The organism is Streptomyces sp. NPDC093018 (assembly GCF_040684035.1).
Lineage (GTDB): Bacteria > Actinomycetota > Actinomycetes > Streptomycetales > Streptomycetaceae > Streptomyces > Streptomyces murinus.
In genome coordinates this window covers 641468-655628 of record NZ_JBFBFF010000003.1, presented here as the reverse complement: position 1 = coordinate 655628, position 14161 = coordinate 641468, and the positions used below count along the sequence as shown (strand labels likewise).

Below are 14161 nucleotides of genomic sequence, written 5' to 3'. Positions count from 1 at the left end.
CGTAGTCGGCTGTCACCCGACCGCCGAGGATCATCGAGGAGACACGAGAACCGTGACGGACATCGTCGACGAACTGAAGTGGCGCGGGCTCATCGCCCTCTCCACGGACGAGGACGCATTGCGCAAGGCGTTCGCGGACGGTCCCGTCACGTTCTATTGCGGCTTCGACCCGACCGCGCCCAGTCTGCACCTCGGCAATCTCGTGCAGATCCTGACGATGCGCCGCATCCAGCAGGCCGGGCACCGCCCGCTGGGCCTGGTCGGGGGCGCGACCGGTCTGATCGGCGACCCGAAGCCGACCGCCGAGCGCACGCTGAACGCGCCGGAGACCGTCGCCGAGTGGGTCGAGCGGCTGCGCGGCCAGATCGCGCCGCTGCTGGACTTCGACGGTCCGAACGCCGCGGTGATGGTCAACAACCTGGACTGGACCCAGGGCCTGTCGGCCATCGAGTTCCTGCGCGACATCGGCAAGCACTTCCGGGTCAACAAGATGATCGCCAAGGAGGCCGTCTCCCGGCGGCTGAACTCCGACGCGGGCATCAGCTACACCGAGTTCAGCTACCAGATCCTCCAGGGCATGGACTTCCTGGAGCTGTACCGGCGGTATGGCTGCACGCTCCAGACCGGCGGCAGCGACCAGTGGGGCAACCTCACCTCCGGCACCGACCTGATCCACCGGGTCGAGCCGGACGCCGTGGTGCACGCGCTGGGCACGCCGCTGATCACCAAGGCGGACGGCACGAAGTTCGGCAAGACCGAGTCCGGCACGGTCTGGCTCGACCCCGAGATGACCACGCCGTACGCGTTCTACCAGTTCTGGATCAACGCGGACGACCGTGATGTCGCCAAGTTCCTGCGCATCTTCAGCTTCAGGTCCCATGCGGAGATCGAGGAGCTGGAGCGGCTGACCGAGGAGCGGCCGCAGGCGCGGGCGGCCCAGCGGGCGCTGGCCGAGGAGCTGACCACGCTGGTGCACGGAGCCGGGCAGACGGCCGCGGTGATCGCCGCGTCGAAGGCGCTGTTCGGGCAGGGCGAGCTGGCGGAGCTGGACGGCAGGACGCTGGCGTCCGCGCTGTCCGAGGTGCCGCACATCCAGGTCGCCGAGCTGGGGTCCGTGGTGGATCTGTTCGCCGAGGTGGGCCTGGTCGCGAGCAAGTCCGCGGCGCGCAGGACCGTGAAGGAGGGCGGCGCCTACGTGAACAACGTCAAGGTGACCGCCGAGGACGCGGTGGCCTCGCCGGAGGACCTGCTGGACGGGCGGTGGCTGGTGCTGCGGCGCGGAAAGCGGAATCTGGCGGCGGTGGAGGTCGTCGCCGGATAGCGCTGTGCGGGGCGCCCACCGGGGCGCCCCGCACAGAAGTACTCAGATCCGCTGGCGCTGCTTCCTCTTGCCCAGCGTCGCCATGTAGAGCGAGTCGACCACGGCGACGATGATGATCGCGGCCACCAGCTGGAAGATATGGCGGCTCCAGTCGATGCCCCGGGTCTCGCGGACGTTCAGCGCGGCGGCGATCGCGTTGCCCGCGATGGCGCCCAGGATGCCGCAGAGGGTGGTCAGCCAGAGGGGGCTGTGCTGCTTGCCCGGGATGACCGCCTTGGCGATCACACCCAGTACGAACCCCACGATGATCGCCCACAACCAGCCCATGGCTGCCTCCTCGTCCGGATCGACGTGAGCTTTACGGCCAGTGTCGGCCGGGACACCCTGGGGCGCATGTCGGGTTCGGCCGTACGGTCGAGGGCGTTGCCGCAGGCAGCGGGCGACCCGGTCTCGTCGGCCGCGCGGGCGCGGCGTACCGTAAGACGCGTGAAGGCGACACGGAAACAGCACGGCGACGGCGGCCAGGTGTTCCGGATCACCGGCGCCCGGACCGGTCTCGCCGAGGACGTGCGCGGACGGCAGCGGCGGTACGTCATCTCGATGGCGATCCGCACGGTGGCGGTGATCCTCGCGGCCACGCTGTGGAACGTCGAACGGCCCTTCGCCGTCGTGGCGTTGGTGGCCGGCGCGATCCTCCCCTATATCGCTGTGGTGGTCGCGAACGCGGGCCGTGAGCGGCCGCCCTCCCTGCCCTCGACGTTCGTCACCGCGCCGGCACGCCCGGTGATCGGGGCGCCGCGCGGCGAGGACGAACAGCCCCCGCGTGATCAAGGCTGACGCGAAGAAAGCGGACGCCGGACGCATTTCATGCTCAAGAAAAGCTCAGAATCAATCACGCAGTTCCGGTGCCGGGCGACGGGTCGGCCGTGACATACTGCATAAGCGCTCCGCATCCCCCGTCGGAGCGACGGACCGACGCCGGGCAGCTCCCCCCGTGGCTGCTCGGCGTCGCCTCGTTCTGCACCCGATCTGGTGAGACGAATCTGTGAGTGACGAGACCCCCATCTGCTCCGCCAAGGGCTGCCGCACCACCGCCGTATGGGTGCTGGCCTGGAACAATCCGAAGATCCACACGCCGGAGCGGCGCAAGACCTGGCTCGCCTGCGAGGAGCACCGCGAGCATCTGTCGAAGTTCCTGGGCGCGCGGGGGTTCCTGAAGGACGTCGTCCGGTTCGACGAGTGGGAGCAGAGCGGGAGTTGACGCCCCCGCTCAGCCGCCGATCGCCGACATCGGGCGGTCCGGCTGGATGAAGGACGGGTCGTCCAGGCCCGCGCCCGCCTTCTTGCCCCACATCGCCACCCGCCACAGCCGGGCGATCTCCTCGTCGGGCGCGCCCGAGCGCAGGGCGCCGCGCAGGTCGGTCTCCTCGGTGGCGAACAGACAGGTGCGTATCTGGCCGTCGGCGGTCAGCCGGGTGCGGTCGCAGGCCGCGCAGAACGGTCGGGTGACCGAGGCGATCACCCCGACCCGGTACGGGCCGCCGTCCACCAGCCAGCGCTCCGCCGGTGCCGAGCCGCGCTCGCCCGCGTCCTCGGGGGTGAGGTCGAAGCGGGTGCGCAGGGAGGCGAGGATGTCACCGGCGGTGACCATGCCCTCGCGCTTCCAGCCGTGCTGGGGGTCCAGCGGCATCTGCTCGATGAACCGCAGCTCATAGTCGTGTTCGATGGCCCAGGCCAGCAGGTCGGGGGCCTCGTCCCCATTGAGCCCCGGCATCAGCACGGTGTTGACCTTGACGGGGGTGAGGCCGGCCGCGCGGGCGGCGCGGAGTCCTTCGAGGACGTCCTTGTGGCGGTCGCGGCGGGTGAGGGTCTTGAAGACATCGGGGCGCAGGGTGTCCAGGGAGACATTGACCCGGTCCAGGCCCGCCGCCTTCAGGGCGGCGGCGGTGCGGCCGAGGCCGATGCCGTTGGTGGTGAGGGACATCCGCGGGCGCGGGCCGAGGGCCGCGACGCGCTCGACGATGCCGACCAGGCCGGGGCGCAGCAGGGGTTCGCCGCCCGTGAAGCGGACCTCCTCGACGCCGAGCAGGCGCACCGCGATGTCGACGAGGCGGACGATCTCGTCGTCCGTGAGCAGTTCGGGCTTCGCCAGCCACTGCAGGCCCTCCTCGGGCATGCAGTACGTACAGCGCAGATTGCACCGGTCGGTCAGCGAGACCCTCAGGTCGGTGGCCACGCGGCCGTACGTGTCGATGAGCACGTGGGCCCCCTCCCTCGATCATCGGTGTTTTTTCCGTGTCATCTGCGAGCCTACGTGACACCACTGACAGGGGCACCGGCCCGATCGAACGAGGTGTCCGGCGGCCGCGTCGTAGGACCGTACAGCTCTGAGAGGCGCCCGGCCCCGACGACGCGGTCCGCGATACGACGGTCGTACGAGCGTCAGTGCGCGCCCGTCCCGGTCAGGGAGCGCACCTCCAGTTCCGCGTACTTGCCGGCGTCCGGCGCCTCCTTCGACAGCAGAGTGCCCACGGCGCCGAGCAGGAATCCGACGGGGATGGAGATGATCCCGGGATTCTCCAGCGGGAACCAGTGGAAGTCGGCGCCGGGGAACATCGAGGCGGGGCTCCCGGAGACCACCGGGGAGAACAGCACGAGGCCCACCGCGGTGACCAGGCCGCCGTAGATCGACCACAGGGCTCCGGCGGTGGTGAAGCGCTTCCAGAAGAGGCTGTAGAGGATCGTCGGCAGGTTCGCGGAGGCGGCGACGGCGAAGGCGAGCGCCACCAGGCCCGCCACATTGAGGTCGCGGGCCAGGGCGCCGAGGACGATGGAGACCGCGCCGATGCCGACGGTCGCCCAGCGGGCCGCGCCCAGTTCCTGCTTCTCGGTGGCCCGCCCCCTCTTGATGACGTTCGCGTAGATGTCGTGCGCGAAGGAGGAGGACGAGGCGAGGGTGAGGCCGGCGACGACGGCGAGGATGGTGGCGAAGGCGACGGCGGAGATGGTCGCGAGCAGGACGGCGCCCCAGGTGGAGTCGGTGCCGCCGAGGTGCAGGGCGAGGAGCGGGGCCGCGGTGTTGCCCGCCTTGTTGGAGGCGATGATCTCGGCCGGTTTGATCAGCGCCGCGGCGCCGAAGCCGAGGGCGAGGGTCATCAGGTAGAAGACGCCGATCAGGCCGATGGCCCAGATCACCGACTTACGGGCGGCCTTCGCGGTGGGCACCGTGTAGAAGCGGATCAGGATGTGCGGCAGGCCCGCGGTGCCGAGGACCAGGGCGAGGCCGAGGGAGAGGAAGTCCAGCTTGGTGGTGCCGGTGGCGCCGTACTTCAGGCCGGGCTGGAGGAACGACGCGCCCTTGCCGCTGTTGTCGGCGGCCCGGCCCAGCAGGTCCGAGACGTCGAAGTGGAACTTCATGAGGACCAGGAAGGTCAGCAGGACGGCACCGGCCATCAGCAGCACCGCCTTGACCATCTGGACCCAGGTGGTGCCCTTCATGCCGCCGATGGTCACGTAGACGATCATCAGGACGCCGACCAGGGCGACGATGCCGATCTTGCCCAGGTCGCTGGTGATGCCGAGCAGCAGGGAGACCAGGACGCCCGCGCCGGCCATCTGGGCGAGCAGATAGAAGATCGACACCACGATGGTGGAGACCCCGGCGGCCGTGCGCACGGGGCGCCGGCGCATCCGGTAGGCGAGCACGTCGCCCATCGTGTAGCGGCCGGAGTTGCGCAGCGGCTCGGCGACCAGGAGCAGCGCGACGAGCCAGGCGACCAGGAAGCCGACGGAGTAGAGGAAGCCGTCGTAGCCGAAGAGGGCGATGGCACCGGCGATGCCGAGGAAGGACGCGGCGGACATGTAGTCGCCGGAGACGGCGAGGCCGTTCTGGAAGCCGGTGAACTGGCGCCCGCCCGCGTAGAAGTCGGCGGCGTCCTTGGTCTGCCGGCCGGCCCATACGGTGATGACGAGAGTGGCGGCGACGAAGACGGCGAACAGGGTGACGATCAGCGTCCGGTGCTCGCTCGCCTCACCGGCGGCCAACAGGGTGCGATGGGTCGCGGGGCTCATTCGGCGCCCTCCATACGGGACTTGATGGCCGCTGCCTTCGGGTCGAGCTCGGTCGCGGCGTGCCGGGCGTACCACCAGGCGATCAGGAAGGTGGTGAGGAACTGGGCGAGTCCGAGGACCAGGGCGACATTGAGGTTGCCCACGACCTCGGTGCCCATGAACCCGTCGGCGTAGCTGGAGAGCAGCACGTACAGCAGGTACCAGGCGATGAAGGCGAGGGTCAGCGGGAAGGCGAACGAACGGTGTGCGCGGCGCAGTTCGGCGAAGTCCGCGCTCCGCTGCACCTCCGTGAACTCCTCGGCGGTGGGAAGGGGGGTCCCCGGTGCGGCGGGGGGCGGTGTCTCGGTGGCCACGGGTTCTCCTCGCGGGTGCGGTCGGGCAGGGCTGCCGGGGGCTCGATGGTGCTAGCGCTCCCCGCCCAGGTCCACGGCGCCACGCGAAGACCGATTCAAGTGCTATGAGTTCTTTCGCAAGCGATCTGATTGAGTCATTGCCAAGTCATTGCCGGTCACTGAGACGACGGGATACGTTCCGCCTGCACCACTCGCCATGCACCTGCCCGAGCACCGATCCGTGTCTCGGGCAGGCTTCGTATCGGGATGAAGTGGAGAACCCATGGCTCATCTGCGCACCGGACGCCGGACGTCGCTCGCCGTGCCGGCCGTGCTCTCGCTGACCGCCTCGCTCGGCTTCCTGCCCGCGGCGGCCTCCGCCGCGCCCGCCCCGGCCACCACGGCGACGACGACCTCGGCGGGAGCCCCGGCCGGAGCGGGGGCGGACGCCGAGCTGTCGTACCTGGTCAACACCCGCACGGACCACCGGACGCTCGCCTCGGTGCGCCGGGAGATCGGGCGCAACGGCGGCACCCTGGTGGCGGGTTATGACCGGATCGGCGTTCTCGTCGCGCACTCCGCGAACCCGGACTTCGCCCGGCTGATGCGCGCGGTGCCGGGGGTGGCCTCGGCCGGTGTCACCCGGCACACCCCGCTGGCCGCCGCGTCCACCGCGGACATGGGCACGCCGCAGGTGCTGGGCGGCGCGCAGGCGGCCGCGGCCGGTGCGCAGGCGACCGGGGACCAGGACCCGCTGGAGCCGTTGCAGTGGGACCTGCCCGCCATCAAGGCGGACAAGGCGCACCAGAAGACGCTGGGCAGCCCGGACGTCACGGTCGGGGTCATCGACACCGGTGTGGACGACACCCACCCGGACATCGCGCCCAACTTCGACCGTGCCGCCTCCGTCAACTGCGTGTCGGGCAAGCCGGACACGACCGACGGGGCCTGGCGGCCCAGCGCCGCGGAGAGCCCGCACGGCACCCATGTGGCGGGCGAGATCGCGGCCGCGAAGAACGGCGTCGGCATGACGGGGGTGGCGCCGGGCGTGAAGGTGGCCGGCATCAAGGTGGCGAACCCGGACGGGTACTTCTACGCCGAGTCCGTGGTCTGCGGCTTCGTCTGGGCGGCCGAGCACCACGTGGACGTGACCAACAACAGCTATTTCAACGACCCCTGGTACTTCAACTGCACCACCGACCCGGACCAGAAGGCGCTGGTGGACGCCGTCGACCGGGCCTCGCGGTACGCGGAGAGGCGGGGCACGGTCAACATCGCGGCGGCGGGCAACGAGAGCTACGACCTGGCCGCCGACTCGATCACCGACCCGCAGTCGCCGAACGACGGCACCGCGTCGGACCGGGTGATCGATCCGCGCCGGTGCTTCGACATCCCGACCCAGCTGCCCGGCGTCGTCACGGTCTCCGCGACCGGCGCCAAGGGGCTCAAGTCGTCGTACTCCAACTACGGCCGGGGCGTCATCGACATCGCGGCGCCCGGCGGTGACTCGACGGTCTACCAGACGCCGGCGCCCCCGGCGACCAGCGGCCTCATCCTGGGCACACTGCCGGGCGGCAAGTGGGGCTACATGGCGGGGACGTCCATGGCGACCCCGCATGTGGCCGGGGTTGCCGCATTGATCAAGTCAACCCATCCGCATGCGTCCGCCGCGCTGGTCAAGGCACTCCTGTACGCGGAGGCCGACGCCACGCCGTGCACGGACCCGTACGACATCAATGGCGACGGCAAGGTCGACGCGGTGTGCCAGGGCCCGGCGAACCGCAACGGTTTCTACGGCCGGGGCATGGCGGACGCCCTCGCCGCAGTGACTTATTAGCGCCCCCGTACGGGCGGGTGATGCGTCGGAATCCGGCCACCCGCCCGTACGGACGGCGTTTACCGGTTGACGCCGAGTCCCTACATAGATTGATTGAATCAATAGTGCATAGTGCAGTCATGACGGATATCGCGTTCGCATGGACTGCGCTGGGCGGCGACCCCGCGCTGCTCTCCCGGGTGACGACGGCCGAGCGGCCCGGCACCCTCGCGGCCCGCCTTCCCGTACGACGGCTCGCGCGCGCCTGCGTCGGCGCGTGCGCCCTGGCCGCCGCCGAACTGGGGGCCCGCCGGGCCGGGCGCGCCGAGGTGCCCGGGGTCCGGGTCGACGACGGTGCCGTGGCGGCGGCGTTCCACAGCGAGCGGCTGCTGCGGGTGGACGGACGGGCGCCGGTCTCCTTCGCGCCGCTGTCGCGGTTCTGGCGCACGGCCGACGGCTGGGTGCGCACACACGCCAACTACCCGCACCACCGGGCCCGGTTGCTCGACGCGCTGGGCCTGCCCGCGGCCGCCACGCCCGAGACCGTGGCCGCCCTGCTCGCCGGACGCACCGCCCTTGAGACCGAGGAGACGGTCCACGCCGCCGGCGGCCTCGCGGTGGCCCTGCGCACCCCGCGCGCGTGGCGGGCGACCGAACAGGCCGCCCTGGTGGCCGCCCGCCCCCTGGTGGAGCGTGCGACGCTCGGCGCGGCCCCCGTGCGCGCGCTGCCGCCGCTCGACGCGGCCGCCGCCCCGCTGCTGCCCGCCGCCGGGGTGCGCGTCCTGGACCTGACCCGGGTCCTGGCGGGCCCGGTGGCCACCCGCACCCTCGCCCTGCTGGGCGCGGACGTGCTGCGCCTGGACGCGCCCTGGTCGCCCGAACTCCCCGACCAGCACGCCGACACGGGCTTCGGCAAGCGCTCCGCGACCCTGGACCTGGCCGCGCGCCGGGACGCCTTCGAGGAGCTGCTCGCCGGGGCGGACGTCGTGGTCACCGGCTACCGCCCCGGCGCGCTGGACCGCTTCGGCCTCTCCCCCGAGGCGCTCGCGGAGCGGCACCCCGCGCTGGTGGTGGCGCAGGTGTCGGCGTGGGGCGCGGACGGGCCCTGGGGCGGGCGGCGCGGCTTCGACAGCCTGGTGCAGGTCGCCACCGGTATCGCGGTGACCGAGGGCTCGGCGCGGGAACCCGGCGCGCTGCCCGCGCAGGCCCTGGATCACGGCACCGGCTATCTGCTGGCGGCGGCCGTCCTGCGGGCGCTGACCGAGCGGTCGCAGGACGGCGCGGGCCGATCGGTCCGGCTGGCACTGGCCCGCACGGCGTACTGGCTGACGGACGGGATGCCGTACGACGCCCGCCCGGAGACGGACGGGACACCGGCGGCGGACGGGACGCAGGCGGCGGACGACGCCGCTCATGTCCCCGCGGACGCCTGGCTCGCCGAGGCCGACGGCCCCCTCGGCCGGCTGCGGCACGCCAGGTCCCCGGTGAACTTCGCGGGCGGGCCCATGGATTGGGCCCGGCCGCCGACGCCATGGGGCTCGGACCGGGCCGCCTGGGCATGAGCCCGGTCACGTTGGAATGAGCACCCCCGGATCACACGCCGACCGCCCCCAGCAGGCTGCCCGCCGCGTAGGTGACCGCCATCGCCAGCGCCCCGCCGCCCACATTGCGCAGCACCGCCCGCCGGGGGGCGGCGGCGCCGAGGCGGGCACCGGCCCAGCCGGTGAGGACGAGCGCGGCGAGCACGGAGAGCACGGTGACCGGCAGCCGCCAGCCGGCCGGGGGCAGCACGATGGCCAGCAGCGGCAGCAGCGCGCCCACGGTGAAGGCCAGGAAACTCGCCCAGGCCGCGTGCCACGGATCGGTCAGCTGGTCGGGGTTGATGCCCAGCTCCACACTGGCGTGGGCGCGCAGCGCGTCCCGCTCGGTGAGCTGCTCGGCGGCCTCCCGGGCCACCTCCTCGGACAGCCCGCGCGCCCGGAGCATCTGGGTCAGCTCACGCAGTTCGGCCGCGGGCTGCTCGCGCAGTTCCCGCTTCTCCACGGCCAGCGCGGCCAGCTCGGAGTCGCGCTGGGTGGAGACGGAGACGTACTCGCCCGCCGCCATGGACATCGATCCGGCGAGCAGCCCGGCGAGGCCCGCGGTGAGCAGCGCGGCGCGGCTCCCGGTCGCCCCGGCCACACCGACGACGAGGCCCGCGGTGGAGACGATGCCGTCGTTCGCGCCCAGCACGGCGGCGCGCAGCCAGTTCAGCCGTGAGCCGAGCGCGCCGCCGTGGTTCTCCTCGTGCTTGGGTTCCGTCACAGCAGCGAGGATCGCACTCCCGGGCGGCCCGCGCCGCTGCGACGCTCCACGCAGCGACAACAGGCCCCAGGGAAAGGGCCGTTCGGCACGGACGGGTGCCGCGCCGGTACCCGGGCGGTACGTGCCGGGGGGACCTGTGGGGCCAAGATGTCGGTCGCGGCCCGTATCCTCAATGACCATGCTCGAAGACCGTGCGACCGCAGTGTCCTCCGCCACCCAGTGGCCGACCGCGTATCCCCAGGGATACGCGGTCGTTGACGTGGAGACCACCGGCCTGGCCCGGCACGACCGGATCATCTCCGCCGCCGTCTACCGGCTGGACGCGCGCGGCGAGGTCGAGGACCACTGGTACACCCTCGTCAACCCGGAGCGCGATCCGGGACCCGTGTGGATACACGGTCTGACGAGCGAGGTGCTTCAGGGCGCGCCGCTGTTCGCGGACATCGCCGAGGAGTTCGCGGCCCGCCTGGACGGCCGGGTGCTGGTCGCGCACAACGCGGTCTTCGACTGGCAGATGATCGCGCGGGAGTACGCGCGCGCCGAGCGCCGGGCGCCGGTGCGCCAGCGGCTGTGCACCATCGCGCTGTCGAAGGAGCTGGGGCTGCCGCTGCCCAACCACAAGCTGGAGTCGCTCGCCGCGCACTTCGGTGTGGTGCAGCAGCGGGCGCACCACGCGCTGGACGACGCGCGGGTGCTCGCGGAGGCGTTCCGGCCGAGCCTGCGGGCCGCGGCGGCGGGCGGCGTACGGCTGCCGCTGCTGGAGTGCCGCTCGCTGACGGAGTGGTCGGACGCGCCGGTGCCCCGGCAGTCCTCCCCCGGCTACGGCGGCTACCGCCAGAGCAGTTGGCGCCCCTCGCGCAAAAGGCCTGTATGCCCCTATCCCAACCCGGGCCGCTACGAAGACGGCAAACCTCTCAAACAGGGCATGCGGGTGGCGTTCTCCGGTGACACCTCCACCGAGCGGGAGCTGCTGGAGGACCGGGCGACCGAGTGCGGGCTGCATGTGGCGTCCAGCATCTCCCGGCTGACCAGCCTGCTGGTGACCAACGACCCGGACTCGGGCACCTCCAAGGTGGTCAAGGCCCGGCAGTTCGGCACACCGGTCGTGGACGAGGCCGCGTTCGGACAGCTGCTGCGGGACGTCGAGCCCGCGGACGGGTGAGTCCGGCGCCCCCGAGGCGGGACGCGGACCGCACGGACCGGTGGATGCGGACCTCACGGACGAGTGGTCGTACGAAAGAGTGATTGACGCACGACTCACCCGGCGTCCACTCGCCCGGACCCGTGCGACGGATCACCCTGTGGCACATGGCGAGATGCGAAGTGTGCGGCAATGACTACGGAATGACCTTCGAGGTCCACGCCCAGGGCGCGGTCCATGTCTTCGACTGCTTCTCCTGTGCGATCCATCGCATGGCCCCGATCTGCGAGCACTGCCGGGTGCAGGTCATCGGGCAGGGCGTGGAGGTGGACGGCCACTGGTACTGCGGCGCGCACTGCGCCCGCGCGGAGGGCCGTACGGGGGTCGTCGACCGGGTGTGACCGGCCGGTCCGGCGCCACCGGGAGTGACCCGGTACCCGCCTGAATGCACCCCGCGGCCCGGATGTACCGTCGTGGGGTGCATCGCTACCGCTTCCTGTTGTCCCTCCAGTGGGTCATCCTCACCATCGTCGCGATCGCGTTGATCCCGACGATGATCAAGCTGGGTTTCTGGCAGAAGCATCGCTACGAGGAGCGCACCGCGCGCAATGACCTCGTCTCCTCCGCGCTGCACGCCGAGCCGGTCCCCGTGGAGCGGCTGTCCTCCCCCGGACACGCCGTGACCCGGACCGAGAGGTACCGCACCGTCACCGCGACCGGCACCTTCGACACCGCGAAGACGGAAGTGGTCCGGCGCCGGACCAACGACAACGGCGATGTCGGCTACCACGTCCTGACCCCGTTCGTCCTCGCCGACGGCAAGGTGCTGATGGTCAACCGCGGCTGGGTCGCCGCGGACGCGTCCCAGACCGCCTTCCCGAAGATCCCCGCGCCGCCCGCCGGACGGACCACCATCAGCGGACGCCTGATGGCCGACGAGACCACCGCGGCCAGCGGCATCAAGAACCTCAAGGGCCTGCCCGACCGGCAGATCATGCTGATCAACAGCACCGAGGAGGCGCACCGGCTCGGCGCGCCGGTGCTCGGCGGCTACATGGAGCAGACGGCGCCGACGCCCAAGGGCGGCACCCCGGAGCAGATCTCCGACCCCGGCACCGAGGACGCCCCGCTGAACTACGCCTACATGATCCAGTGGTGGCTGTTCGCGGCGGCCGTCCCGGTCGGCTGGTGGTTCCTGCTCCGCCGCGAGATCCGGGACCAGGAGGAGGCCGCGGCGGCGCCGGAGCCCAAGGAGAACGAACCGGCCGCGGTCTGAACGCGCGGGGGCGTCGTGTCACTCCCCCGGCGCACCACCTGATTGGCCCCTCGTCCCACCGGGAAACCGCATCCCGTGAACGCCCGTAGCAGGGACCGTGCCCGGATCGAGGACTACGCCCTCATCGGCGACGAGCAGACCGCGGCGCTGGTCGGCAGGGACGGCTCGATCGACTGGCTGTGCCTGCCCCGCTTCGACTCCGGCGCCTGCTTCGCCCGGCTGCTCGGCGGGCCGGACCACGGTCACTGGCGGATCGCGCCCGGGACCGCGGCCGACGAAGCCACCTGCACCCGCCGGGCCTACCGCCCCGACACCCTCGTCCTGGACACCGAGTGGGACACCCCCGACGGCACGGTCCGCGTCACCGATCTGATGCCGCAGCGCGAGCGCGCCCCCGATGTCGTCCGCATCGTGGAGGGCGTCAGCGGCCGGGTCACCGTCCGCAGCACCCTGCGGCTGCGCTTCGACTACGGCTCGATCATGCCGTGGATGCGCCGCTCGGACGGCCATCGGGTGGCGGTCGCGGGCCCCGACTCGGTGTGGCTGCGCTCGGAGCCGCCGGTGCGCACCTGGGGCGAGGACTACGGCACCCACTCCGAGTTCACCGTCGGCGAGGGCGAACGGGTCGCGTTCGTGCTCACCTGGCATCCCTCCCATGAGCGGCGCCCCCGGCTCATCGACCCCTGCGAGGCCCTGGAGAGCAGCGTCACCGACTGGCGGCGCTGGGCCCGGCACTGCCGCTACGACGGACCGCACCGGGACGCCGTCGTCCGCTCCCTGATCACCCTCAAGGCGCTCACCTACGCCCCGACCGGCGGGATCGTCGCCGCGGCCACCACCTCGCTGCCCGAGCGGCTGGGCGGGGTGCGCAACTGGGACTACCGGTACTGCTGGCTGCGCGACTCCACCCTCGCCCTCGGCGCGCTGCTCACCGCGGGCTACCAGGAGGAGGCCGAGGCCTGGCGCAACTGGCTGCTGCGCGCGGTCGCCGGCGACCCCGCCGCCCTCCAGATCATGTACGGCGTCGCGGGCGAACGGCGCCTCCCGGAGAGCGAGTTGCCCTGGCTGCCCGGCTTCGCCGGCTCCGCACCGGTGCGCATCGGCAACGGCGCCGTGGAGCAGCTCCAGCTCGATGTGTACGGCGAGGTGATGGACTCGCTGTCGCTGGCCCGGAGCGCGGGCCTGCCCACCCGGCCGCACATGTGGGCCATCCAGCGGGCGCTGATGGACTTCCTGGCGTCGGCGTGGCGGCAGCCGGACCAGGGCCTGTGGGAGGTGCGCGGCGGGCGCCGCCACTTCGTGCACTCCAAGGTGATGGTGTGGGTGGCCGCCGACCGGGCGGTGCGCACCCTCGAACAGCACCAGGAGACCAGCGGCGACCTGGCGGGCTGGCGGCGGCTGCGGGAGGAGGTGCACCGGGAGGTCTGCGAGAAGGGCTACGACCCGGGGCGCAACACCTTCACCCGGTCCTACGGCTCCCGCGAACTGGACGCCGCCCTGCTGCTCATCCCGCGCGTCGGCTTCCTGCCGCCGGACGATCCCCGGGTGATCGGCACCGTCGACGCCATCCGCGCCGGCCTCGGCCACGACGGCTTTCTGCGCCGCTACGACTCCGCGGAGGACGACGACTCGGTGGTCGACGGGCTGCCGGGCGGCGAGGGCGCGTTCCTCGCCTGCTCGTTCTGGCTGGTGGACGCGCTGCGGCTGACCGGCCGCCGGAAGGAGGCCCGGGAGCTGTTCGAACGGCTGGTGCGGGTGGCCAACGACGTGGGGCTGCTGGCCGAGGAGTACGACCCCGGCGCGGACCGCCAGCTGGGCAACTTCCCGCAGGCGTTCAGCCATCTCGGCCTGGTGAACTCCGCCCTCACGCTGTTCGGTACCGAGGAGGCAGGATAGGGGC

Annotated in this window: 14 protein-coding genes; 9 read left to right on the top strand and 5 right to left on the bottom strand. The window is 72.0% G+C overall.

The features are described 5' to 3' along the window. Positions 1-52 precede the first annotated feature (52 nt). Positions 53-1321 (top strand): tyrosine--tRNA ligase, encoded by a 1269-nt coding sequence (tyrS, locus tag AB0N90_RS10340; protein WP_365194670.1) that lies wholly within the window; start codon positions 53-55, stop codon positions 1319-1321. A gap of 42 nt (positions 1322-1363) precedes the next feature. On the opposite strand, the gene AB0N90_RS10335 is transcribed toward tyrS, so the two are convergent. Next, positions 1364-1648, bottom strand: a complete 285-nt coding sequence (locus tag AB0N90_RS10335) for a GlsB/YeaQ/YmgE family stress response membrane protein (protein ID WP_037656627.1) — start codon at positions 1646-1648, stop codon at positions 1364-1366. A 159-nt stretch (positions 1649-1807) separates the two neighbouring features. Between AB0N90_RS10335 and AB0N90_RS10330 the strand changes: the two genes are divergently transcribed. Together AB0N90_RS10330 and AB0N90_RS10325 are read left to right on the top strand one after the other, a co-directional pair. Further along, positions 1808-2158, top strand: coding sequence for a DUF3099 domain-containing protein (locus AB0N90_RS10330; RefSeq protein WP_365194665.1), 351 nt, complete (start codon positions 1808-1810; stop codon positions 2156-2158). A gap of 208 nt (positions 2159-2366) precedes the next feature. Further along, positions 2367-2582, top strand: a complete 216-nt coding sequence (locus AB0N90_RS10325) for a hypothetical protein (RefSeq protein WP_361670455.1) — start codon at positions 2367-2369, stop codon at positions 2580-2582. 9 nt (positions 2583-2591) lie between these two features. Here AB0N90_RS10325 and moaA read toward each other — a convergent pair whose 3' ends face one another. The 3 genes from moaA to AB0N90_RS10310 all read right to left on the bottom strand — a co-directional run bounded on the left by moaA (position 2592) and on the right by AB0N90_RS10310 (position 5745). Then, complete coding sequence (gene moaA, locus AB0N90_RS10320; protein WP_365194662.1) at positions 2592-3581, bottom strand: GTP 3',8-cyclase MoaA; 990 nt, start codon at positions 3579-3581, stop codon at positions 2592-2594. A gap of 182 nt (positions 3582-3763) precedes the next feature. Beyond that, on the bottom strand, positions 3764-5392 hold the full coding sequence (locus AB0N90_RS10315; RefSeq protein WP_365194659.1) for a cation acetate symporter: 1629 nt from the start codon (positions 5390-5392) through the stop codon (positions 3764-3766). Then, positions 5389-5745: a DUF485 domain-containing protein gene (locus tag AB0N90_RS10310; protein WP_361670462.1), complete on the bottom strand. Its 357-nt coding sequence runs from the start codon at positions 5743-5745 to the stop codon at positions 5389-5391. Before AB0N90_RS10310 ends, AB0N90_RS10315 begins: the two co-directional genes overlap by 4 nt. 262 nt (positions 5746-6007) lie before the next feature. Here AB0N90_RS10310 and AB0N90_RS10305 point away from each other — a divergent pair, with 262 nt between their 5' ends. Continuing rightward, a complete protein-coding gene (locus AB0N90_RS10305; RefSeq protein WP_365194656.1) occupies positions 6008-7561 on the top strand; it encodes a S8 family serine peptidase in 1554 nt (517 codons plus the stop codon). Between the two features lie 119 nt (positions 7562-7680). Beyond that, positions 7681-9102 carry a CoA transferase gene (locus tag AB0N90_RS10300; RefSeq protein ID WP_365194655.1) on the top strand — a complete coding sequence of 474 codons (1422 nt, stop codon included), beginning with the start codon at positions 7681-7683 and terminating at the stop codon, positions 9100-9102. 31 nt (positions 9103-9133) lie between these two features. Here AB0N90_RS10300 and AB0N90_RS10295 read toward each other — a convergent pair whose 3' ends face one another. Beyond that, a complete protein-coding gene (locus AB0N90_RS10295) occupies positions 9134-9844 on the bottom strand; it encodes a VIT family protein (RefSeq protein ID WP_365194652.1) in 711 nt (236 codons plus the stop codon). Positions 9845-10022: 178 nt separating this feature from the next. On the opposite strand from AB0N90_RS10295, the gene AB0N90_RS10290 reads away from it, so the two are divergent. The 4 genes from AB0N90_RS10290 to AB0N90_RS10275 all read left to right on the top strand — a co-directional run bounded on the left by AB0N90_RS10290 (position 10023) and on the right by AB0N90_RS10275 (position 14157). Next, the gene (locus AB0N90_RS10290) at positions 10023-11006 is read left to right on the top strand and encodes a DEDDh family exonuclease (RefSeq protein WP_365194649.1); all 984 of its coding nucleotides are present in this window, start codon (positions 10023-10025) and stop codon (positions 11004-11006) included. 146 nt (positions 11007-11152) lie between these two features. Beyond that, positions 11153-11386 (top strand): hypothetical protein, encoded by a 234-nt coding sequence (locus tag AB0N90_RS10285; protein ID WP_078967409.1) that lies wholly within the window; start codon positions 11153-11155, stop codon positions 11384-11386. A 44-nt stretch (positions 11387-11430) separates the two neighbouring features. Next, a complete protein-coding gene (locus tag AB0N90_RS10280; protein WP_361670474.1) occupies positions 11431-12261 on the top strand; it encodes an SURF1 family protein in 831 nt (276 codons plus the stop codon). Positions 12262-12336: 75 nt separating this feature from the next. Next, positions 12337-14157, top strand: a complete 1821-nt coding sequence (locus AB0N90_RS10275; RefSeq protein ID WP_365194646.1) for a glycoside hydrolase family 15 protein — start codon at positions 12337-12339, stop codon at positions 14155-14157. The last annotated feature ends 4 nt before the right edge of the window (positions 14158-14161 follow it).

What these genes read in the sequence shown, in the direction of transcription:
- AB0N90_RS10280 (WP_361670474.1), top strand. Translation starts at nt 11,431, where the DNA reads ATGCACCCCGCGGCCCGGATGTACCGTCGTGGGGTGCATCGCTACCGC.
- AB0N90_RS10305 (WP_365194656.1), top strand. Translation starts at nt 6,008, where the DNA reads ATGGCTCATCTGCGCACCGGACGCCGGACGTCGCTCGCCGTGCCGGCC.
- AB0N90_RS10315 (WP_365194659.1), bottom strand. Translation starts at nt 5,392, where the DNA reads ATGAGCCCCGCGACCCATCGCACCCTGTTGGCCGCCGGTGAGGCGAGC.
- AB0N90_RS10285 (WP_078967409.1), top strand. Translation starts at nt 11,153, where the DNA reads ATGGCGAGATGCGAAGTGTGCGGCAATGACTACGGAATGACCTTCGAG.
- AB0N90_RS10335 (WP_037656627.1), bottom strand. Translation starts at nt 1,648, where the DNA reads ATGGGCTGGTTGTGGGCGATCATCGTGGGGTTCGTACTGGGTGTGATC.
- AB0N90_RS10300 (WP_365194655.1), top strand. Translation starts at nt 7,681, where the DNA reads ATGACGGATATCGCGTTCGCATGGACTGCGCTGGGCGGCGACCCCGCG.
- AB0N90_RS10290 (WP_365194649.1), top strand. Translation starts at nt 10,023, where the DNA reads ATGCTCGAAGACCGTGCGACCGCAGTGTCCTCCGCCACCCAGTGGCCG.